The sequence below is a fragment of the Pseudomonas sp. USTB-Z genome, from assembly GCF_019691255.1.
Lineage (GTDB): Bacteria > Pseudomonadota > Gammaproteobacteria > Pseudomonadales > Pseudomonadaceae > Aquipseudomonas > Aquipseudomonas alloputida.
On record NZ_JAECZP010000005.1, the window covers coordinates 1 to 20,865 of the forward strand.

The window sequence follows — 20,865 nt, forward strand, 5'->3', positions numbered from 1 at the left end:
ATAGCGGCAGGCGGGGGCGTCGCCGGTGCGGGGTACGATGGCGTAGCGCACCGGCAGGATGGGCACGCGTGCGCTGCAGGCAGGGCCGGAGGTGGCGCTGCTGACGGAGGCGTTAGTCATGGGCAGGCTCCTTGCTTTCGACCAGTGCCTGGAGCTCGCGAAGGCGGGCCTGGGGCGACTCTTCGAGGTTGGTGTAGATTTTTCCCGCCTTGTCATTGCTCATCAGCCACATGTGCCCGGCTATCAGCCGAATGAATTGGCCCGCAACTTCCTCGCTCCGGAAATTGAGGGCTGTCAGTTGAGGCAGGAGTGTTTCTATCCATAGGCGTATGTCCGCCAAGGTATGGTTGGCATAGGGCGGCATGGCCAAGACCTCATGCGCCAATGAGAGGACAAAGTGCTCGTGCATGCCTGCTTGCAGCCGATCAAGTTCAAGCGGCTGGAGGGTCAAAGGCAGTTCTGATCTTGAGCGGGCAGCAATCGGCATGTTTTCGTGTGTTTTCCACTCATGAGCCGGCCCCCAGTTGACTCGCCATGCCAACCGAGACACTGGGCCAAGCCATACCTTGCGATGGTTGTCGTCCAGCGCATTCAGCCAGGCTGCAAGATGGTCCGGTGTGAAATGGTGAGTGGCAACGCTCTGATCAGGGAGTACGACCTGCACCAGGCTGGTGAAGTGGTCTGCCAGCGCTGCCAGGCCAACCTCGGCATCCAGCGCGATAGCTCCACCGATAGGCATCCAGGTCGTGATTGCATGGGCAAGCAGCTCGTGAGCGTCTGCAACGTCCACCAGCAAAGGCCCAAACTCATGACGGTCATCCAGGGCGCTGTTCTTCCATAACCATGCCTTTTGAGTATTCCGGCTGACAGCGTTGATAAGCTCGAGTACCGATGGGGCATAAGCAGGAACCAGTTCACCCTCCTGCGGGATGGGCCGATAGGCCCAGTACTCGATTGCCCTGGTCATGAGCAGCAGAAAGCGGCAGTTATGAGCGAAGTCTTCGCTGCGCGGAGCAGCTGATGACGGTGTAGTCATTGGACTGGCCCTCGGATACAGCGGCAATCGGGCAGGGGGCAGGTACCATCAGGGCGGCGCCCACACAAGCGCTCCAGAGGCTTGCCGGTGTTCGGGGCACTGCTGATGGAAAATGGGCTTGTCGTCCCATTTGCCGACTTGAGCATCTGGCCGGTGATGCGAATCGTCGGGCTGTCCAGGGTGATGCCCGTTTCGTCGATTCGAATGGAGCCACCAGGGCCTTGGATGACCACGGCTTCAGAGGCTCGAAGTTCATAACGGCGTGTACGTCTGCGGATATCCCCACGGGCTTCCAGCTCGGCATGCCCTTCGACCCGTTGCTCGAAGTTGCCACCGATACGGGTGTGGTGATTGGCGGCGATCTGGTCGTGACGGTGATTGCCGATGTTTTCGACACGGTCCTTGGCGATCCTGATCGTGTGGTTTCTGCCGATGTCGAGCGCGGCGTCCTGCCCGATGGTGATGTGCTCGTCATTGCCAACCGTTTCCGTACGGTCGTGGCCGATCAGGATCGATTCGTCGTGATCGACCTGCTCTTTGCGGTCATTGCCGACCTGCGTAGTCTCATCGTGCTTGACCACATTGTTCTGGTCCCTCTGGGCATGAATGAACACTTCCTCCTGGCCCAGTTCGTCCTCGAAGCGCAGCTCGTTGAAGCCATCGCCCTTGTGGGTCTGGCTCTTGATGGTCATGCGGGTCTTGTGACGGGGAAGGTCGTAGGGTGGCAGCTGGTTACCGCAGTAAGTACGGCCGGTGATCATCGGCTGATCGGGGTCGCCGTTGACGTAGTGGATGATCACGTCCTGGCCAATCCGTGGGATGGCCATCGAGCCCCAGCTGCCGCCGGCCCAGCCTTGGGAGACGCGTACCCAGCAGGAACTGAACGCGTTGTCCTGGCTTTCTCTGTCCCAGGGGAAGCTGACCTTGACCCGGCCCCATTCGTCGCAGTAGATCTCTTCACCGGGCGGCCCCACCACGGTGGCCATGTGCGGGCCGTCAACGCGTGGTTTGGGCAACGGGGCTGGGCGCCATTCGGTTCTGCCTGGCACCAGTACCGCCTTTTGCTCGTAACGTGTGCCCTGGTCGGCCCCGGCAGCTTCTTCCTGCAGGCTGGTGAGCTGGCTGCCTTCGTGGCGAACCGTGCTGACCCGCCAATGCACATTCAGGTCTTCGCGCGGGTGGCCTGTCAGGGTGAAGCTCAGGCCTGGTTGCAAGCGCACATCGTCGCCTTGCACTTGGGCAATACGCACGTCATGGCGCAAGCCGGTGATGCGGTTTTCGGTGAACGGCTTGCCAACGGCATCGCGTTTGTAATGGCCGGGGTAGTCGAAGCACTCATAGTCCGTAGACTGGTGCTCAAGATACAGGCCCGAGGCCCTGTGTTCCTGACGATAGGCCGGGTGGGTGAAGGTGTAGTCGCGTTGAACCTGCCGTGCAGTACGCACCTGTTCGCTGTAGCGCAAGCGCCGTAGGCACGGTTGAGGCTGGTCGCCGCCGTGGCTGGAATGGTACAGCACGGTGGCTGGGGCTGACGGTTCACGCTCACGGTAGAAGCCTCCGGCGTCGTCCTCGTGTTTGATGGCACCGTGACTTATCAGACCGAGTGACTGCAGTCTGTCGGTGATGATCAGCTTATGGCGTTTCTCACTGTGCTCGAAGCGGTAGACGAAGCCTTCTTCGGCTGTCAGGCGGGCGATGAAGTCGAGGTCGGTTTCGCCGGCTTGTACGCAGAATTCGCGCACTTGGTGGTCCAGGCTGGCGCGTAGTTCGTACTGGTCGATGCCCTGGCGCTTGAGCATCAGTTCAAGAATTTGCGGCACGGTCTTGTGCTGGAAGATGCGCCAGTTCGAGCGCAGCCTGGCGCGGGCCAGTTGCGGTTCGACCAATACGTGGTAGTAAGTGCGGTAGAAGCCACTCTCGCCCTGGCTGAAGCTGCTGACCAGGCCATGTACGTAGCGTACGGGGCGGCCACCGTCCCAGATGGTGAACAGCACGGGTTTGTCGAGCAGGTGGCCGAAGTCGACATCGTGTTCGAAGCTGACGAGGTCCAGGGTCAACGTGAACGGTTGGCTGAGCGCCTCCTTGAGCTTGAACGACACCACTTCGAACTCAGTGTTGCCCACGAGTGGTTCAAAGCTGTAGCGTAAATCAGATTGGCTAGGCATAAATATCCTTTCCGCCTTCTGAGTATTCGAAAAGCCCAGGCAGAGCGAGCCTGCCTGGGGCGTTTCAGTTAGATCAGGCGATCGGATTGCGCCAGTCGTCAGAACCTTCGGTATTGGCTACATCGTGAGCCCACGTGATCTTTCGATACGCCAGGGATACTTCAATCAGTTGTGTGTAGTTTTCATTGTCTTTGTCGAGTGCATGGGGAAGCACGGTATTGATGCTGACGATGGTGGCGTCTTCTAGCGTGGTCGTGAAAAAGTGCTCTTGCTTGCCTTCCTCCGAGGTGCGATACCAGCTGACTTCGACCGTTGGCAGCATTTCGCCGGTGGCAAGTGCCTGATACATCAGGGGGGTAGCTTTGTTCAGTGAACTGGTGAATATGAAAGGCTTATGCACGCGCTGGCCACTCGGTTGACCGCTCTGGGGGTCAGTGGGCGTAGTCACCTCATGCTTGATTTCCTGAACCAGAATTTGATCTTCATGGCCTTGTTGGAACACGTTGCCGACGGAGTCAGCGGTGAAGGCGCCAGCGGTGATGTTGCCTTGGGTCTGGCCTACGATCTTGATGTAAGCGGGTGTTGGCATGGCAGTTACTCCTGCGTCCATGTGGGTAAAGCACGCGCACCACGGTGGCGTGGCCATCGGAAACGATGGGCTTGTCAGCGAGGCAAAAACCTCGCTAATTCGTTGAATTCAGTGGTGCTGTGTCACGGTTGGCTATTGCTGCAAAATGCCGTTCAGCGACTCCAGCACTTCGGTGGTAATCAGGTGCAGGCGATAGCTGTAGATGCTGTAAGCCACCGCCATGGCGATGGCGGAAATCACCAAGGGGCTCCACCAGGGCCATTGCCGGTTCATGCGGAAGTTGCGTGGGGCCACATTGGTGTAGGGGTCGCAGACTTCTTCGGGGGTAGGGCCGCGCAGTTCGCGGATGATCCCGTGCAGTTGGTGAATCAATGCGTTGAGTGTTTCTTTGCCTTTCGGCGCGAGCGCGTACTTGCCCTTCAGCCCAAGGCACAGGGCGTAGTACATGAACTCCAGTACGTCCTGATAACGCTTGGGCTCCTGCATCAGGCGGGTAATCACCGTGAAGATTTTTTCTCCACCCCAGGTCTCGTCGTGGAAGATGCTGAGCAGCGGCTCCTGGCTCCAGCAGCTGCTCTTGCCCCAGGGGCGCTCCATAACGGCCTCGTCTATGAACAGGCACAGACCGTAGGAGTACGCCAGCAACTGAGCCGGCTCGTAACCGTGCTGGCGCATTTCTTCCTGGATGTTGTCGATCTGGCCGCGCACTTGCTGGTGCACGTCCTGGATGTTTGGCAGCTCGTCCAGCGTACGCAGGCGTATAACCAAGCCGAACAACGGTGATGCGGCATCCAGCATCAGGTTGGCGAAGCCGCCCCGCAGCTGAAATTCCGGGTCAGCGGGGTAGCCTTCGGAAACGGGCTCAGGCTCAGGTTTGTCCGTGGATACTTGAGCATTGGTTGCCGCAGCCCGGGGGGCGGGTACTGGCTGTTCAAGGGTTGAATCAAGCGCGTTGACTGCAGCGTTGTTTTCATCGGTGGGCGTATTGTTGTCTTTTCCCATGTCACTCACTCCTGATCGCCCAGAACTGCAGTTCAAGCCCTGGGAAGTCGCCCGCAATGTGGATGCCGAAGCCATTCGCCTTGCTCATGCACGCCCAGGCCGGGTCACGTCGGTCCAGCTCGAAGTAGCTGAAGCCTGCATGGAAGGGCAGGTCGCGGGGCGCCACGGGTAATGGCAACAAAGGGATGCCCGGCAATTGCAGCGGCACCAGGTCATTCAGTGACTCAAGTGAGGTGATCTTGGCTTTCTGGATGAACATCTGGCGCAACGCCTGTGGTGGCATGCTGGCGCGCACGGCGAGGATGAAGTCGGCTTCGTCGATCAGCCGGCGGTCTTCCAGCGTGGTTGTCATCACACCGAATTGTTCGCTCTCCAGCGGTAGTGAAACAGCGCGTGGCCGCAAGACGGTGCTCAGAGACCGACGCAAGGTGTCTTCCAGTGGTTTGAAAGAGGTGCGCAGCGCGGTGTGGTGATAGGCGGGGTACTCCTGCGGGAGCCTGTTCTGGTCGGTGAAGGTGACGAATTCGCCGCAGGCCTGGCTCATGCACAGGTACAGCTGCTCGGGGTGCGTTTGCGCTTGCCTGGCCAGATGCTGGAAGCATGGCCACCAACGGTTCATTGCCTGCAGCAGGTTGAAGTCGCGAATGTCGGCGATCCCGGACTGGCCCGATGCACCAATCCGCGTGGCGAGGCCGCGCGCCCGCTCGCGCAAGGTATGGGTGATTTCTTCAAGAAACCGCTGCAGCGCTGGCACCGCCCGCACCGAAACGCTGGTGGGGTAGAACGCTTCGTCCAGTTGCAGGCTGCCGTCGGGGCGCCGTTCCAGAATACGTGCCAGGGCCAGGCGGGTGTAGGCGCTGCTGTCTTCGGTCTTGCGTTTGAGCTGCAGGTTGGGCACCGCAAGGTCTACCTGCACCAGGTCACCGTCAGCGGTGTGGGTATCCTTGATTTCCTGTGCCTGGGCGGTATAGCGGAAATTGGCTGCATTGTCGGGCCAACTCACTTCGCGGCCGCCATCGGTACGCAGCGGCAGGCACAGATACACCTCACTGTCTTGGCACGCGTCGTCGCCGATTTCCAGCGGCGGCGGTGGCGGCAGGTCGGCGGGAATGTCGAACACCGTGCCGTCCGGCATCACACCGCGCGCCCGGGTGATGGCGACTTTGCCCAGGCTCAGGTATTCGTCGCTCAACTGAAGTTCGCTGAAGCCGTAGAAGGCTGCGTTGAGGCTGGCGAGGCGCTGGTGCAGGGCTGCTTCGCTGGCCCTGGTCGCCTGCTGGAAATGCTGTGGTTTGACGAACAGGCCTTCGGGCCAGAGAACGGGATTGCGTGAACTCATGGGCGCTCCGTGTCAGCGTGAGTAAGCAGGAAGGGCAAAGGGTGTTGAGGCGCCATCAGTCTTCTTCCTTGAGCACGATGTGCGTGTCGTTGACCAGCACCGACAGCATGATCTGGCGGCCACGCGGCGGAATGCGCAGCACTTGCCGCCAACTGGCGTTTTCATGCCCTCGGTAATCGGCAATCACCGCGACGAAGCGGGTTTCGGCGTGGATAGGCTCGAACGGGATGTACTTGAACTGGCCAGGGCGCAGCAGGTAATCGTCACTGCGGATGTAGGTACTGCGCAGCGCTTTGGCCGGGTCCTGCTCCAGTAGCTGGTACACGGTGTTGCGCAGCAGTGAGTCGTCGCGCAGTTGCAGGATCGTGATGGCAATGGGCGTGGCGACCAGCGCTGAGGCAACGCTTGTGGTGCGCGGCAAGGTCAACGCCACCTGAGGGTCGTCGTAGCTGCCGAGGCCGCTTTCTTCCAGGGGCGAGCGCGCCGGGTCGCTTTCGTCTCCTTCGTCCAGCTCGACGGGGGACATGGCCGGGAATTGCGCGTGTAGGTATTCGAACAGAACCCCGATTTTTTCGGTCAACGCATAGGGGTCGCCAGCACTCAGGGTTACAGCGTAGGGGCTGGGCTCCAGGGCGCTATCCTGTTCGGCTGCGACGTCAAGGCTGTTCGGATTGCCGTTGAGGGTAGGGCTGGCATTGATGCTGAATGCGACCTCGGTCGGGTGATCCTGGGGCGGCCCGATGGGCAACGAGTGGTCCATGGCCACCTGGCTCATTCTGCTCAAAGAGGTACAGCCGGTGGGCACGACCAGCGCAAGCAGCAGGCTGGCGAGCAGAAGTGGATGAGGTTTCATGGGTATGCTCCGGCAATCAGGCGCTGCAGCGGGCTTTCTCGGAGTGCCCCTTCACCGTCTGCTGCGTCCAGCGCTGCCAGAGGGTCATTCCCCATGGCTGCTTTGAAGACCGAGGAGATCTCGACGGCTGGTTGGGGGGCAGAAGGCTGTGCCGGCCAAGCGGGTGCAGGCGCTTCCGCTATCAGGCGGTCGAGCACCCTCGGGTCACGGTTGAACAGTTCCTCCAGCGAGCGTGTGCAGGCCTGATCCTGGGAGTACTGAACCTGTAGGCGATAGGCACCAATGAGAAGCTGGTCACCCTCAACCAGGCGCCTGGGTGGAAGCGGCCCCAGGCTGTTGGCACTGCCATTGACGTAGGTGCGGTGGCAGTGGTCGATCACGCAGAAGCTGCCTTCGATCCAGCGGATTTCGCAGTGGATGGACGCAACGGTCTGATCGCGGTCATTGATCTGCCAGTTTGCTCGCCCGCTGCCGATGGTGCCGCCCTTGCAATCGAACAGGTGCCGAGCAGTAACGCCGTGCTGCAGTTGGTCGAGGTTGGTGATGCTCAAGGTGACTGTGTTCATGAGCGCCCCCGGATGCGTACAACCGGGCTGATCTGGCCATGCCGGTCATCGACGAAGCTGGTCCAGCCCAGGTATGCGCCCTGGCTGCGGTGCAAGCAGAAGGGGGACAACGCGCTCTGCTTAAGGCGCAGTTCCAGGTCGTAGGCCAGCCCGTCACGCAGCAGAAAGTCGATCAGTGCACGCAAACGGCCGAAGTTGATGCCGCTGGGCAGCAAGTCCCGCAGCTGTGTCTGGTCGAGTTCGCTGATCACGATGGTGAACTTGCTGCTGCGAGTGCGCGTGCGGCTGCCAATCATGAACGTGCTGCCCAGCTGGCCATTGGTCCGCCCCAGCCTTGCAAGCTGCCTGGACGGCGTGACGACTGATCGCGTCTCGAACTCGCGGATGCGCACCTGATTGAGGTCGAAGCAGTGCGCAATGATGCCGGCCACAGTGCCCGGCGCACGGCTGCGGCTGGCGATCACGCCGGCAAAACTGAGCAGGCGGCTCCAGGGCAGCGCCGTGTCCCCTCGCAACTGCTTGTCGTTAAGCCCAAGCAGGGCAAACACGTACTGCGAGAACCCGTCACTGGCACCTGGCTGGAAGCGGATGTAATAGCGGTACTTGCGCCAGATACGGTGCAACAGGCTGAGCAGGTAGTGGTTGAAGAAGTCGAAGAAGGCCGGGCGTACACCGATGCCATGCGCATGTTCATACGCCACCTGTTCCAGGTAATAGGTGGGCAATGGCGAATCGGTGCCGTGCAACCCCAGGAACGTGGCAATGATGCGGTAGCGCGCTTCCTCAGCGGGCATTCGCTGGGCTTTGTACACGTCCGATACAGGGAAGGTCAGGCGTGGGTCGCAGGCCAGGCGCACGCGCCGCCGGGTGGCCTTGTCCGGCCAACGGGGTTCCAGGTCATCGCCATGCAGCCCGTGCAACCGCTCCAGCAACTGGAAGAAGTTGTACTGGTGCGCTTCGCAAAGCAGCTTGTCGGCTAGATCAGCGGTTGCTTGCCGGTCTGTATTGGCCATGTGTAGTGCTCGTTATTGGTGGTGTTGATCACTTCCAGCTGGTGGAAGGAATTGATGCTGGCGTACAGGGCGAAAAAATGAGCGAGCACACAGCTGAACAGGTACAAGTCGCCTTCGCAGAGGAAGGCGGTCTGGTCCAGTTTCAGCCGGGTGTGCAGGCCGCGAATGGGTTGCCCCTTGATCAGCCAATCCATGGGCTGCGTATGAATGTCGCGCATACCCTCCAGGCGTTTACGGGTGGTGCGGGCCTGCTGGATGTCGTGCAGGGCCATGAAGTCGTAGGCGCGGATCACCGCTTTCAGCGGCTCTACCGAGAGCAAGGACAGGTAGTTGAGCGACATGTTGGAGATCAATGCCCACTGCAACTGGCCGTCCAGCACCGGGCGACAGGGGCGGGTGGGTGTACAGAGATTGGTGTAGGTGGCCAGAGGCGGCGTAAGTTCGGTCAGAATGTTGATGTCATCAATGCCCAGCGCCAGCGGGAGGTCCCGATTGGTGCAGGTGAGGTCGATGGACGCGGTTTCCAGCTCGCCTATGTAGCTGTTGGCGTCGGCGCGGACGAAGGCGATTCGATGCATGACGCCATTGCCGTGCAGGCACTCTTCCAGCTGGCAGCGGTAATACAGCGCCGTGCGCCCCTGGACGTGCTCGATTTCATGGGCGAATGACTCGAAGGGACGGAAGGTCCGAAGGTGCTCACCGGTGTTCCCGTCAGTCGTCGTTCGGGTGCTGATCACCTGGTCGACACTGAAGATTTCGTAGCCGTGCGGCGCTGTGCCCTTGGGCTTCAGTGGAACCATGGCGTCCTTGCCGGACAGGTCGATGGGCTCGGCGCTGTGCTGGAACAGGTTGACCGCAGGTGCGCAGAACAGGTGGAAATCTGCTTTGCCGACACGCAGCGAGTCGGGTAGCTGGCGCGTGAAGTGAAATTCGAGGTTTACCTGCTGGCTGCCATGAGCTGGCCAGATTTTTTCCAGCCCGGTAACGCTGAAAAAGTGAAAACGTTGAGGGAACGCGAAGTATTCCTGCAGGATGCGGTAGCCATCAAAGACGTTCTGTGGATAAGGCAGCAAGGCGTCGTTGGGGCTGAACCCTGGGAATGCGATGCTGTTTGCCGGCAGCCGACGAACCACGTCATTGATGCTCACGCTGACATGCTTGAGGTATTGGGAAACCCACAGGTAAAGCGTGCGAGCGGTTCGGGCATCGCCGCTGAGGTAAAAGTCGAGGCTGGTACAGCCCAGGCTGTTCAACGGCCGCTCGGCCAGTGATTGAAGGCCGATGCAGATCACGGAACTGTCGGATGTCTGGGTGGCTGCCACCGTGTCGATCTCGAACGGATGAATGTTGACCGCTGTACAGGTGCGGAACTCGCAGGCCACGCCGTCTACCGGTTTCGAGAACAGCCGCGACCCCTTTGGGATGCGCTGTGACTGGCTGAGGGATTGCCTCACCGGGCTGAACTTGATGATCGTCGCGCTGGGCAGCGGCCGCAGGTAGTTCGGCCAGAGCAACTGCAGCATGGGATGGGTCAGCTCTGGCAAGTCGTCTTCCAGCTTCAGCCGTAGCTTGGCGGTCAGGAACGCAAAGGCTTCCATCAGGCGTTCGACATCGGGGTCGCTGGCACCTTTGCCAAGCAACCGCGCGAGTTGTGGGTTGTCCTTGGCAAAGTCGTTCCCCAGTTCGTTCAGGTAACGCAGTTCTTCGCTGAAACGGTCTCTCAGTGACATCGGTCACCTCACGCGCGTGTAGCGGTTGTGCCCATCGACCAGCAGCTCGAGTTGCAGCTGCTCTGCGTGGTTGTTGACCTGTACCAGGCAATCCAGCCTGAAATGCAGCTCCAGCGGGGCAAGGGTATCGGGCACTGCGTTGAGCGTGCGTACCTGTATGCGCGGCTCGAAGCGCTGGAGTGTGCGGCGGATATCCGCGCTCACCTGCACAAGCAAGTCGCCGTTGCTCACGTCATGCCCGTTGAAGTCGCGCAGGCCCAGCTCAGGGCTGCTCTGGGAGCACCCCTGGCGGGCATTCAGTAGCGTTTCGAGGTGGCGCTTGATGGCGGCGAACTTGTGGGAAGCGCTCTCGCGTCGGGAGGCCTCTCGGCAGATGCACTGGTCCACCATCAGGCGATCAAAAAGACCACTCATTGCGTATCGAGCCGCCCGACCAGGGAAATCTCGAAGTTCGCGCCCATGTACTTGAAGTGCGGACGTACGGCGAGCGAAACCTGGTACCAGCCCGGGTCACCCGCAACATCCGAGACCTCAATACGGGCGGCACGCAGCGGCCGGCGGCTGCGAACGTCGGCAGACGGGTTCTCCTGGTCGGCGACGTACTGCTTGATCCATTTGTTCAGCTCGGACTCAAGGTCACGGCGCTCTTTCCAACTGCCGATCTGCTCGCGCTGCAGCACCTTGATGTAGTGGGCGAGCCGGTTGACGATGAACAGGTAGGGCAACTGGGTACCCAGCTTGTAGTTGGTCTGTGCCTGAAGCCCCTCAGGGGTTTTCGGGAAGTGCTTGGGCTTTTGTACCGAGTTGGCGGAGAAGAACGCGGCGTTGTCGCTGTCTTTGCGCATGGTCAGGGCGATGAAGCCCTCTTCGGCCAGTTCGAATTCCTTGCGGTCGGATATCAGCACCTCGGTAGGAATCTTGGCCTGCAACTGGCCCAGGGATTCGTACAGGTGGACCGGCAAGTCTTCGACAGCACCGCCGGATTGGGGGCCGATGATGTTCGGGCACCAGCGGTAGCGGGCGAAGCTGTCGTTGATGCAACTGGCTAACAGAAAAGCAGAATTGCCCCACAGGTAGTTGTCGTGCTGCCCGGCGATGTCTTCGTTGTAGTTGAAGCTCTCGATCGGTTGTTCCTGCGGGTGGTAAGCGGAGCGAAGCATGAAGCGCGGCCCGGTCAGGGCGACGTGGCGGGCGTCTTCGCTTTCACGAAAAGCGCGCCACTTGGCATGCCGAGGGCCGGCGAAGAGGTCTTTTATTTCCTTGAGGTTAGGCAGCTCCTCGAAGCTGTTCAAATTGAAGAATTCGGGGGCAGGAGCAGCAAGAAAAGGGGCATGGGACATGGCGCCAACGGAGGCCATGTAACTTAGCAACTTGATGTCAGGGGAAGAGGGGCCGAAGTTGTAGTTGCCTACCATGGCCGCAACCGGCTCTCCCCCGAATTGGCCATAACCCGCGGTGTAAACATGCTTGTAGATACCGCTGCAGGTAATGTCAGCAGCATTTTCGAAGTCGTCGAGCAGGTCCTCTTTCGTGACATGCAAGACTTCAAGCTTGATGTTCTCCCTGAAGTCCGTGCGGTCGACCAGAAGTTTAAGGCTGCGCCATGATGATTCAAGCTGCTGGAACTCAGGCTGATGCAAAATGGCATCCATCTGTTTGCCGAGCATTCGGTCGATCTCGGCAATCATCTGGTCGGCTCGGTGCTTGTTGATCAGTTGATCTGGATCATTGCTCTTGAGGATTTCGGTGATGAAGGCAGATACGCCCTGCCTGGCAATCTGGTAGCCCTCCTGGGCAGGTACCAGTTTGGTTTCTGCCATGATCTGGTCGAGCAGGGTGGCATTGCTCAATGTGTCGGCCGTTGCGTCTGTGGTGATGGCGGTGCTGCTTGGTTTGGGCATGGGGACGCTCCGTTGTCTCAATCTTTTTCTGGCGCCTCGAGCACCAGGTCCAGTTCTTGGGCGAGCTGCTTACGCGCCTGCTCGTTGTTAAGCAGGTGCTGCAATTGCTTGCGGAAGGCCGGGACGTTGCCCAGCGGGCCTTTCAGGGCGACCAGTGCTTCGCGCAGCGCCAGCAGCTTGTTCAGCTCGGGCACCTGGCGCGCGATCCGGTCCGGCCCGAAATCGTTGATGGACCTGAACTGCAGGTGGACGGCCAGCTCGGTATCCGGGGCGGTGCGAAGCCTGGACGGTACCGTTACGTCCAGGCTTACGTTGGCGTCGTTCAACACGCTGTTGAATGTATGTTTATCGATGCGCATGACCTGACGGTCCTCAAGCGCACGGCTGTCATCCAGGCCGAAGTCGCCCAGCACCAGCATCTTGTGCGGCAGCTCCACCTCGGCCTGCTCATCGCTGGTAGCGGGCACATACTTGATATTGACGCGTTCTTTCAGCGCAACGGATCCCGTATTTTTAGACATCGGTACGCAACTCCCTGTTGGGTTGTAGGATGTTCAGGTGCTAGTTGTGTTTATTGTTGTTCCGATCTTGTAGGAAGATTCTCACATATGTTTAATGGGGTGGGTTTGTTTGTTCGTTTCCTATGAAAACCATGCACGGAATTGTGCTCTTTGGTCGAGCTTTAAGATGTAAAGAAATATTTGTTTGTGTGCATTCGGTACTGTGTAATAGGCTTCTGCTGGATTTGTTTTAATTGGTCGTGCGGGTGCATGGGCATTGCTATTTATTTGTAGGAAAGTTCTTTGCGTCATATAGGCCATTTGTACTATTCAGAGAGTAAATTCAGGATGATTAACCGCTGTGCATATGGCGCTGGCCTCTCGTTGCTGTTTTGTCTGCAGCCGGTGCTGGCAGGCTCCACGCGGGACTGTCCCCGGATCGTGTCCAACGTCGAGCGACTGGCCTGTTTCGATCAGGCTGCTGGCACCCCGGCGTACACGCCAAAACGGCAGTGGTCTGCACCGGAGCAGCAGGCCCCCACGGTGTCACGTGTGATGGCAAATGAAGCTGAACGGGCACCGGATGACCTGACGTTTCGCATCGGGAGCCAGCCTCAGGACGGGGCAGGCGCACCAGCGCTTGTGATTTCGGCGCCCGCCATCGCATCGGGTGATGAACGTGCCTACATGGCAATCAGTTGCATACAGGCCATCTCCCGGCTGCAGCTGATTGCCAGGCGTCCGATCGACGCAAGCTGGGTCAAGGTACGCCTGAGCGGGGAGGGCTGGTCTACCCGTGAGACGCCCTGGCAAGTGATGGAGAACGGCCAAGTGCTCGATGCCGGGCGGGGCCTGCCCGCCATCGAGCAGATCAGGAAGCTGATCGGTGCCCAGCGTATCGAGGTTGTGAGTGATCACGGCGAGGTCGACGGGCTGACCTTCGATGCGCAAGGCCTGGACCCCTTGATCAGCCGGGCGCGAAGCACATGTCGGTGGTAGCGCAGGTATCCGGGGAAGAGGTCACTCGGTTGCTCGCGCCGATTGATCCGGCAGTTCCGGCTGGCCTGTTCGATGTCGAGGACGAAACCTATCAGGCCATTGATCAGGAGATGGTCAAGCTAGGTGGGCTGCAGGAAGCCTCGATCGACTGGGTCTACATCGAAGACGCGTCCCGTCAGTACCTGAGCCAGCAATGCAAGCACTTGCGGATCGTTGCGCACCTGAGTACCGCATGGTTGCGTACCGGCTGCTGGGAGCAGTGGGGATGCACCTTGGCGTTGCTGGCCGGCATGCTCGAGTGCTATTGGGAAGCCGCTCATCCCAAGCCGGGACCGAAAGGCTTCCTGGGCAAGCGCAAGCTGGTTGCCCTGGTGATCGATCGCTTGGCCGAGGCGCTCCCTCGTCTTGATCGTTTTACCTACACCCCGACCCACGCAGCGGCAGCGCAGGCTGCCTTGAAACGCCTGCAGCAACAGGAAACAGTGCAGCTGGACACGGCAGCACTGGGCGAACTTGAGCGCCTGCTAGGCAAGTACTCGGAACTTGCCAACGGTGTTGGCGAGGCTGCTGTGCCCAAAGCGCCGGCTGCAACCGAGAAGCCTGCGCCGTTGGCCGATGTCATCGCCACACCCGTGTCACGCATGTCGATGGGCAATGAGCGTGAGACACGGCGGGCCGTGCTGTCCATGGCCGAGCTCATCAACCAGCAGGACCCTTACGACGCTACCGGCTATCAGTTACGGCGTTTCGGTTTGTGGGCGCACATTCAGGTTGCTCCCCAAGTCAGGCAGGGCAACCGTACGGAATTGATGGCGGTGCCGCTGGATATCACGCGGGTCTATGACGAGGCCATTGCCAGTAAGGCGGTTGACCCCGCCTTGCTGCAGCGTATTGAAAAGAGCCTGACGGCTTGCCCCTTCTGGATTCGTGGCAGCTTTCTGGCTGCGACCGTCGCCACACAGCTGGCGATGTGCGAGGTGGCCGAAGCCATCCGCTGTGCCACCGCCCGGTTTGTACAGCGCATGCCGTCGCTGCAGCAGTTGTGCTTCAGCGATGGGCTGGTATTTGTCGACGATCAGTGCCTGGCCTGGCTTAAGGGCACGCAAGGGCCGTCTGGCCAAGGTGCAACCCCCCAGGAGTTCAGCGGCCTGCGCGAGGAGTTGGTCAGCCAGCTGGAAACCGGTGGCGTAGAACCGCTGCTCCTTCGGCTGCAAGGGCTGCAAGCGGGCTTTCGTGCTCCCCGTGAGCGCTGCCACACCACCGTGATTGCAGCTGATCTGCTGGCCGCGCGGGGTGTGTCCTGGCTGGCCCAGGACCTGTGCGCCAACGTTGCCCGAACCATGCAGCAAACCACCGCCAGTGCGTGGGAGCCCGAGGTGTTTCAGCGGCTTCAGCAGTACGCGGCATCCCCAGTGTTGGCAGTTCAAGACAAGGATCAGGAGCCTCGATGAATCAAATATGGACGCAACTCAAACGTTGGGGCTGGCCGTGGGTAACGCGCATTGGCCTGGCGCTGCCGCTGCTGCTCGGGCTTGGCGCTTTGCTGATGCTGGTCGCTATCTGGTGGCTTGGCCCGCAATGGACGTGGCGGGAGCAGCAGCCGCTGGCAAGTGTGGCTCATCGCAGCGTGGCAAGCCTGGTGCTCGTGCTGGTGCCGCTTCTGTGCTGGCTTGGGGTGCTGCGCACGCGCTTTCGCCGCCTGCAAGCGGAGCGCCGGCAGGCACTGGCCGCCGAACAGGATGTCGCGCTACCGTTCGTGCAGGCGCAAGAGCGGGCCTTGAGCCAGGGGCTTGAGCGGTATCTCGACAATGCCGGTGGGCGACGCGCGTTGTACCGGCTGCCTTGGTACCTGGTGTTGGGCGACGAACAGGCCGGTAAAAGCAGCTTCATCGACCGCACCGATCAGCGCTTTACCCTGACGCGTATCGACCAGGCCCAGGCACGGGGCCGACAGGCTGAAGCACTGGCCTATCCGGTAGGCTGGTGGGTCAGCGACGATGCCGTGATCATCGACCCGCCCGGCGTTTTCATCAGTCAAAAACCACCGGTGGGCTCGGCGGCCAACGACACCACCAATGCCTACTCGCCGCCCGGTATCCAGGCCCGGTTATGGGAGCACCTGTTGGGCTGGCTGCAGCGTAAGCGAAGCCAGCGGGCGCTCAATGGTGTGTTGCTGGTGGTCGACCTGCCGGCGCTGCTGCATGGCAAGCCCGAGCAGCGCGTCGCGCTGGCCCATGGGTTGCGCACACGCCTGTACGAAGTGAGCAGTCAGTTGGGTGCGCGCCTGCCGCTGTACGTGGTCCTGACCAAATTCGATCTGCTGGACGGCTTCGACCAGTTCTACAGCCAGCTTCCGGCCGCCAAGCGTGAAAGCCTGTTGGGGTTCACCTTCAAGCTGGATGCGGTTGACGCGTTCGACGCCTGGCTGGATGAGTATGACGAGCACTACAGGCGGCTTCTCACCCAATTGCATGAGCAGGTCATCGATCGGCTGGATGTACTGGGCAAGACAGCACCGTGCGTGCGCCTGTTCTCACTGCATGCACAGCTGATCGGGTTGCGCCCCATACTGCAGGCATTCTTGCGCGAAACCCTGGCGAGTGACCGGTTCACCACGCCACCCTTGGTGCGTGGTGTGTACTGGTCGTCAGTGGTACAGCAAGGCGACATGCGCAATGCCTTTGTCCGTGAAGCGGCTCAGCCCTACACGACGAAGCTACCCCTGCGTGAAGGTAAGGCACAGGGGAAGGCGTTGGTCTATTTCATCCAGCAAGCATTCAGGCGGGTTATTTATCAGGAAGCCGGGCTGGCGGGCGACAATGTTCGGGTTGCGCGCAGCAAGCGCCACTTGCTGTGGGTGGGCTCTGGTGTAGGCATCCTGGCGTTCAGTATCGCCATTGCCAGCTGGCAGCGTTACGCCGAGATCAATGGCGCCAAGGCTGCCAGTGTGCTCGCCAAAAGCCAGGAGTACAGTGGTCACGAAGTCGATATGCGTCTTGATCCGACCGGGCGCAACCTGCTGGCGCCACTGGACCAGATTCGCGATGCGGTGGCGGTGTTTGGCGACTATCGTGCGGCCTGGCCGGTGGTTGCCGATTTTGGCTTGTATCAAGGGCGCAACATTGGTCCCTTGGTTGATGAGGCGTACCTCAGCTTGTTGTCGAAACGTTTCTTGCCGGCCTTGGCCAGTGGTGTGATCGATGCCATGAACGCTGCACCACCTGGCAGTGAGCAACAAATGGCCGCGCTCAGGGTTTACCGGATGATCGAGGACCGCAACAGCCGCCGGCCAGAATGGGTCGAGGGCTGGATGGCCCGTCAGTGGCAACGGGCCTTTCCTGGCCAGGGTCAGTTGCAGCGTGACCTCATGCAGCACCTGAAGTACGCCTTGGCCTATGCCGATACCGATTTGCCGCAATACCGCCAGCGGGTCAGCGAAGTGCAGCAGGTGTTGCGCAAATTGCCGTTGCCACAGCGGGTCTACGCAGGGCTGAAACAACAATCGTACGAGCAGGTGCACGCCGGGCTGGACCTGCGCCACCAGGTAGGGCCTGCGTTCGATGTGGTGTACCAGCCGTCTTCCGGGTCAAGGCAAGGGGGGGAGGATGTAAGGCTGGCCGGCATGCTCACCGCCAAAGGCTTCAGGGATTACTTCGAGCCGCACAGCCAACGCTTCGCTGAAATGGCGATGGTTGATCAATGGGCATTGGGGGAGCGCAGTCAACTCGACTATTCGGACGTCGACCGCGATGCGTTGACCGAGCGGCTGTATAACCTCTACAGCGCCGATTACATTGACAGCTGGCGGCGCGCCCTGAACGCGTTTACGGTGGCTGACTTCCGTGATCTGGACCATGGTGTCGCGATCCTGGAGGAGTTGACCGGCCCCGCAGCACCGTTGCAACGGCTGCTGGATACGGTCAGGGATAACACCTCGCTTGCGTCTCCAGCAGTTGTTGAATCACCGGGTGAGCTGAGTACGCTGCGGGTAGCAACCGGAAAACCCGAGCAACCGCAAGCGTTGGCCATCCAGCGGGCGTTTGCAGGCCTGGGCGCCATGCTGCAGGCGACAGGAGAAAAGCCGAGCTACTACGATGAAACCCTTGGCGCTGTTGCGGCCGTGCTGGACTACGCCAAGGCCGTACAGGACAGCCCGGACCGCGGCAAGGCCGCGTTGCAAGCCGTGCATCAGCGCTTTGCGATGACAGGGCAGGACCCGATCGGTACCCTGCAACGTGTTGCCACAGGTTTACCGGAGCCTATCAGCCACCAGGTCAGAAAGCTCGCCGACCAGACTGCCCAGGTGCTGAACGTTGAAGCACTGCGCGAACTGGAGCGACGTTGGGATGCTGACGTGTACAGTTTTTTCCAGCAACGCCTGGCAGGCCGCTACCCCTTTGTGGTGAAGGCACCCGATGCTTCTTTGGATGACTTCGAGGCGTTCTTCGGGCCGAAAGGGCGCCTGCAGCAGTTTAATGATCGGTATCTCAAGGTTTTCCTGAAGGACAACCTTGAAGCTTTGCAGTCCGCTCAGCACGGGCAATCCCTGATTCGTGCCGACGTGATCGAGCAGCTCGAGCTGGCGGAGCGCATCCGCGAAACCTTCTTCGATCAGCGTGGCAAGCTGAGTGTGCAGTTCAGCATCGAGCCCTTGGGGCTCAGTGCGAACCAGCGTACCAGCCTGCTGGACCTGGATGGCCAGTTGATTGCCTACACCCATGGCCCAAGCCATATCACGGGTATTGTCTGGCCCAATACCCTGGGGCAGCAGGTCCGTAGCAATCTCACCTTGCTAAGGCAAAATGGCAACAGCAGCAGCCTGGAGTACCGTGGCCCGTGGTCGATGTTCCGCTTGCTCAGCCGCGGCGCGCTCAATGGCCGGACGGCGACCAGCGTGGACCTGAGCTTCCGGACCGGAGATGGCGTGATGCGCTATCGGCTTAACGCTGAAAAAGCCTTCAATCCCATTACCCAGCAACCGTTCAAAGGCTTCCGCTTGCCCCGAGGCTTATTGCAACAGCCAGCCAATGGGGTGCAGGCGGCGCTATCGGATGAGCAGCGACTATGAACATCGTCAGGGGCGCAATGCATTGACTGGGCAGGCTTTCGAAGCTTGGGTATGCGCTGGCTGCCCCCGGCCTCTGCTTACTCCACAGCCTCGGCCACGCCCCGATCCTCACCCAGGAACCCGCCACTCTGGTGCTGCCACAACCGTGCATAGGTACCCTGTTTTGCCAACAGTTCGGCATGGGTGCCTTGCTCGATGATGCGCCCTTCATCCATCACGATCAGCCGGTCCATGGCGGCGATCGTCGACAACCGGTGGGCGATGGCGATAACGGTCTTGCCCTGCATCATCTCATCCAGGCTTTCCTGAATGGCCACTTCCACCTCCGAGTCCAGCGCGCTGGTGGCTTCGTCAAGCAGCAGGATCGGTGCGTTCTTCAGCATCACCCGGGCAATTGCAATGCGCTGGCGTTGGCCGCCAGACAGCTTGATACCGCGTTCACCCACCAGGGTGTCATAACCGCTGTTGCCCTGGCGGTCGCTGAGCTGGCTGATGAAACCGTCGGCCTGGGCATTGGCCGCAGCAGCACGGATCTGTGCCTCGGTAGCATCGGGGCGGCCATAGGCAATGTTGTCGCGAATCGAACGGTGCAACAGCGAGGTGTCCTGAGTGACCATGCCGATGGCGCTGCGCAGGCTGTCTTGCGTGACCTTGGCGACGTTCTGCCCGTCGATGCGTATTTCCCCCTTGTCCACGTCGTAGAAGCGCAGCAGCAGGTTGATCAAGGTGGACTTGCCGGCGCCGGAGCGGCCGACCAGGCCGACTTTTTCGCCCGGACGAATGTGTAGCGTCAGCTCATTGAGCACCTGGCGCTCGCCGTTGTAGTTGAAGCTGACCTTGTCGAAACTCACCGCGCCACCCGTGGTGACCAGCTCTGCAGCACCCGGCGCATCCTGTACCTTGGGGCCGCGGGTGAGGGTGGCCATACCGTCCTGCACGGTGCCGATGTTTTCGAACAGCGAGGTAATTTCCCACATGATCCAGTGCGACATGCCGTTGACGCGCAAGGCCATGGCGGTGATTGCCGCCACGGCCCCGGTGCCGACCTGGCCCTGGTGCCACAGCCACAGTGCATAGCCACCGGCACCAAAGATCAAGCCCACCACCAGCGCCTGGTTGACGATTTCGAACTGGCTCACCAGGCGCATCTGGCGAAAACCGGTCTGCTTGAAGTCTTCCATGGCTGCGCGCGCAAAGTGCGCTTCGCGGTTGGAGTGCGAAAACAGTTTCACCGTGGTGATGTTGGTGTAAGCGTCAGAAACCCGCCCGGTCATCGACGACCGGGCATTGGCCTGCTCCTGCCCGACTTTGCCCAGCCGGGGTACGAAATACAGCATGGCCAAGCCGAACAGCACGACCCAGGCAATGAAGGGCAGCATCAGTTTCAGGGCAAAGCCACCGGCCAGGGCAATGATCGCGATGAAATACACGCCAATCCCCGGCAGGATTTCGATAAGGGTGAACAGCACATCGCGCACTGCCAGTGCCGTCTGCATCACCTTGGTTGTGACCCGGCCAGAAAACTCGTCAGAAAAGAACGACAAGCTCTGGCGCAACATCAGGCGGTGAAAATCCCAACGCAGCCGCAGCGGCAGGTTGATCGCCAGCACCTGGTGCTGAACCATGGTGCGCAGCGCCACCAGCCCGATGCTGACCAGCAGGACGATGCCGATACCCCACAGCACACGGCTTTCCTCGGGGCCAACAGTACCGCCTGCCTGCCAGGACGCGAGCAGGTCGACCACCTGGCCGAGGAACGCGAACAGCCAGGCTTCGTATATCGACACCCCGGCACTGAGCAGTGCCAGCGCCAGAATGTAGCCACGGGCGCCGCGGGTACAAGCCCACATGAAGCGCAACAGGCCAACGGGCGGCGGTGGTACCTCATCGGGTGGGAAGGGGTCGAGCCGACGTTCAAAGATACGCAGCATGCTTGTCTCCGGAAAACGGTTTTTGCTTGGCCAATGCCCTGCCGGCTTGCCTTTGCCGACTTTTGTTTTTAACCCGGAAAAGGTCGGCCTTGGGGTGTTTGTTAACAAACCTTTGCAACTCATTACATTTCAGATTGATTTCATTCTGCCTTGATGCTGTATAATTGACGCAA

General features: G+C 60.4%; 17 protein-coding genes. 4 read left to right on the top strand and 13 right to left on the bottom strand.

The features are described from left to right. Nucleotides 1-112 precede the first annotated feature (112 nt). The 12 genes from I8746_RS07520 to tssB all read right to left on the bottom strand — a co-directional run bounded on the left by I8746_RS07520 (nucleotide 113) and on the right by tssB (nucleotide 12,715). Nucleotides 113-1,036 carry a DUF4123 domain-containing protein gene (locus I8746_RS07520; protein ID WP_221100406.1) on the bottom strand — a complete coding sequence of 308 codons (924 nt, stop codon included), beginning with the start codon at nucleotides 1,034-1,036 and terminating at the stop codon, nucleotides 113-115. Continuing rightward, nucleotides 1,033-3,201, bottom strand: a complete 2,169-nt coding sequence (locus I8746_RS07525; RefSeq protein WP_221100407.1) for a type VI secretion system Vgr family protein — start codon at nucleotides 3,199-3,201, stop codon at nucleotides 1,033-1,035. The genes I8746_RS07520 and I8746_RS07525 overlap by 4 nt, the downstream gene beginning before the upstream one ends. Before the next feature lie 73 nt (nucleotides 3,202-3,274). Further along, complete coding sequence (locus I8746_RS07530; RefSeq protein ID WP_012052029.1) at nucleotides 3,275-3,790, bottom strand: Hcp family type VI secretion system effector; 516 nt, start codon at nucleotides 3,788-3,790, stop codon at nucleotides 3,275-3,277. A gap of 132 nt (nucleotides 3,791-3,922) precedes the next feature. Next, entirely contained in the window at nucleotides 3,923-4,792 is an 870-nt protein-coding gene (gene icmH, locus I8746_RS07535) for a type IVB secretion system protein IcmH/DotU (protein ID WP_221100408.1), read from the bottom strand. A 1-nt stretch (nucleotide 4,793) separates the two neighbouring features. Beyond that, the gene (gene tssK / locus I8746_RS07540) at nucleotides 4,794-6,131 is read right to left on the bottom strand and encodes a type VI secretion system baseplate subunit TssK (protein WP_012052031.1); all 1,338 of its coding nucleotides are present in this window, start codon (nucleotides 6,129-6,131) and stop codon (nucleotides 4,794-4,796) included. 55 nt (nucleotides 6,132-6,186) lie between these two features. After that, nucleotides 6,187-6,984 (bottom strand): type VI secretion system lipoprotein TssJ, encoded by a 798-nt coding sequence (tssJ, locus tag I8746_RS07545; RefSeq protein WP_221100409.1) that lies wholly within the window; start codon nucleotides 6,982-6,984, stop codon nucleotides 6,187-6,189. After that, nucleotides 6,981-7,550 (bottom strand): FHA domain-containing protein, encoded by a 570-nt coding sequence (locus I8746_RS07550; protein WP_221100410.1) that lies wholly within the window; start codon nucleotides 7,548-7,550, stop codon nucleotides 6,981-6,983. The genes tssJ and I8746_RS07550 overlap by 4 nt, the downstream gene beginning before the upstream one ends. Continuing rightward, entirely contained in the window at nucleotides 7,547-8,563 is a 1,017-nt protein-coding gene (gene tssG, locus I8746_RS07555) for a type VI secretion system baseplate subunit TssG (protein WP_221100411.1), read from the bottom strand. The genes I8746_RS07550 and tssG overlap by 4 nt, the downstream gene beginning before the upstream one ends. Beyond that, nucleotides 8,527-10,293, bottom strand: coding sequence for a type VI secretion system baseplate subunit TssF (gene tssF / locus I8746_RS07560; RefSeq protein ID WP_221100412.1), 1,767 nt, complete (start codon nucleotides 10,291-10,293; stop codon nucleotides 8,527-8,529). The genes tssG and tssF overlap by 37 nt, the downstream gene beginning before the upstream one ends. A gap of 3 nt (nucleotides 10,294-10,296) precedes the next feature. After that, a complete protein-coding gene (gene tssE / locus I8746_RS07565; protein ID WP_014753480.1) occupies nucleotides 10,297-10,707 on the bottom strand; it encodes a type VI secretion system baseplate subunit TssE in 411 nt (136 codons plus the stop codon). Continuing rightward, on the bottom strand, nucleotides 10,704-12,194 hold the full coding sequence (gene tssC, locus I8746_RS07570; protein WP_019436866.1) for a type VI secretion system contractile sheath large subunit: 1,491 nt from the start codon (nucleotides 12,192-12,194) through the stop codon (nucleotides 10,704-10,706). The genes tssE and tssC overlap by 4 nt, the downstream gene beginning before the upstream one ends. 17 nt (nucleotides 12,195-12,211) lie before the next feature. After that, complete coding sequence (gene tssB / locus I8746_RS07575) at nucleotides 12,212-12,715, bottom strand: type VI secretion system contractile sheath small subunit (protein ID WP_088512738.1); 504 nt, start codon at nucleotides 12,713-12,715, stop codon at nucleotides 12,212-12,214. Between the two features lie 327 nt (nucleotides 12,716-13,042). On the opposite strand from tssB, the gene vasI reads away from it, so the two are divergent. The 3 genes from vasI to tssM are packed head-to-tail and all read left to right on the top strand — an operon-like array spanning nucleotide 13,043 to nucleotide 18,761. Continuing rightward, the gene (gene vasI, locus I8746_RS07580) at nucleotides 13,043-13,693 is read left to right on the top strand and encodes a type VI secretion system-associated protein VasI (protein WP_012052039.1); all 651 of its coding nucleotides are present in this window, start codon (nucleotides 13,043-13,045) and stop codon (nucleotides 13,691-13,693) included. Further along, entirely contained in the window at nucleotides 13,681-15,144 is a 1,464-nt protein-coding gene (tssA, locus tag I8746_RS07585) for a type VI secretion system protein TssA (RefSeq protein WP_221100413.1), read from the top strand. Before vasI ends, tssA begins: the two co-directional genes overlap by 13 nt. Beyond that, nucleotides 15,141-18,761, top strand: coding sequence for a type VI secretion system membrane subunit TssM (gene tssM / locus I8746_RS07590; RefSeq protein WP_221100414.1), 3,621 nt, complete (start codon nucleotides 15,141-15,143; stop codon nucleotides 18,759-18,761). Before tssA ends, tssM begins: the two co-directional genes overlap by 4 nt. 77 nt (nucleotides 18,762-18,838) lie before the next feature. Here the strand turns inward: tssM and I8746_RS07595 are convergent, their stop codons facing one another. Continuing rightward, nucleotides 18,839-20,692, bottom strand: coding sequence for an ABC transporter ATP-binding protein (locus I8746_RS07595; RefSeq protein ID WP_004574230.1), 1,854 nt, complete (start codon nucleotides 20,690-20,692; stop codon nucleotides 18,839-18,841). Between I8746_RS07595 and I8746_RS07600 the strand changes: the two genes are divergently transcribed. Further along, nucleotides 20,691-20,846, top strand: a complete 156-nt coding sequence (locus tag I8746_RS07600) for a hypothetical protein (RefSeq protein WP_195743556.1) — start codon at nucleotides 20,691-20,693, stop codon at nucleotides 20,844-20,846. The two genes, I8746_RS07595 and I8746_RS07600, sit on opposite strands and share 2 nt — an antisense overlap. Nucleotides 20,847-20,865 lie beyond the last annotated feature (19 nt).

Bases quoted from the DNA above. Each gene is read 5' to 3' on its own strand.
- tssB (WP_088512738.1), bottom strand. From the start codon at position 12,715: ATGTCTAAAAATACGGGATCCGTTGCGCTGAAAGAACGCGTCAATATC.
- tssA (WP_221100413.1), top strand. From the start codon at position 13,681: ATGTCGGTGGTAGCGCAGGTATCCGGGGAAGAGGTCACTCGGTTGCTC.
- I8746_RS07525 (WP_221100407.1), bottom strand. From the start codon at position 3,201: ATGCCTAGCCAATCTGATTTACGCTACAGCTTTGAACCACTCGTGGGC.
- I8746_RS07520 (WP_221100406.1), bottom strand. From the start codon at position 1,036: ATGACTACACCGTCATCAGCTGCTCCGCGCAGCGAAGACTTCGCTCAT.
- tssF (WP_221100412.1), bottom strand. From the start codon at position 10,293: ATGTCACTGAGAGACCGTTTCAGCGAAGAACTGCGTTACCTGAACGAA.
- I8746_RS07530 (WP_012052029.1), bottom strand. From the start codon at position 3,790: ATGCCAACACCCGCTTACATCAAGATCGTAGGCCAGACCCAAGGCAAC.
- I8746_RS07600 (WP_195743556.1), top strand. From the start codon at position 20,691: ATGCTTGTCTCCGGAAAACGGTTTTTGCTTGGCCAATGCCCTGCCGGC.
- I8746_RS07595 (WP_004574230.1), bottom strand. From the start codon at position 20,692: ATGCTGCGTATCTTTGAACGTCGGCTCGACCCCTTCCCACCCGATGAG.
- tssC (WP_019436866.1), bottom strand. From the start codon at position 12,194: ATGCCCAAACCAAGCAGCACCGCCATCACCACAGACGCAACGGCCGAC.
- tssG (WP_221100411.1), bottom strand. From the start codon at position 8,563: ATGGCCAATACAGACCGGCAAGCAACCGCTGATCTAGCCGACAAGCTG.
- vasI (WP_012052039.1), top strand. From the start codon at position 13,043: ATGATTAACCGCTGTGCATATGGCGCTGGCCTCTCGTTGCTGTTTTGT.
- tssM (WP_221100414.1), top strand. From the start codon at position 15,141: ATGAATCAAATATGGACGCAACTCAAACGTTGGGGCTGGCCGTGGGTA.
- tssJ (WP_221100409.1), bottom strand. From the start codon at position 6,984: ATGAAACCTCATCCACTTCTGCTCGCCAGCCTGCTGCTTGCGCTGGTC.
- tssK (WP_012052031.1), bottom strand. From the start codon at position 6,131: ATGAGTTCACGCAATCCCGTTCTCTGGCCCGAAGGCCTGTTCGTCAAA.
- icmH (WP_221100408.1), bottom strand. From the start codon at position 4,792: ATGGGAAAAGACAACAATACGCCCACCGATGAAAACAACGCTGCAGTC.
- I8746_RS07550 (WP_221100410.1), bottom strand. From the start codon at position 7,550: ATGAACACAGTCACCTTGAGCATCACCAACCTCGACCAACTGCAGCAC.
- tssE (WP_014753480.1), bottom strand. From the start codon at position 10,707: ATGAGTGGTCTTTTTGATCGCCTGATGGTGGACCAGTGCATCTGCCGA.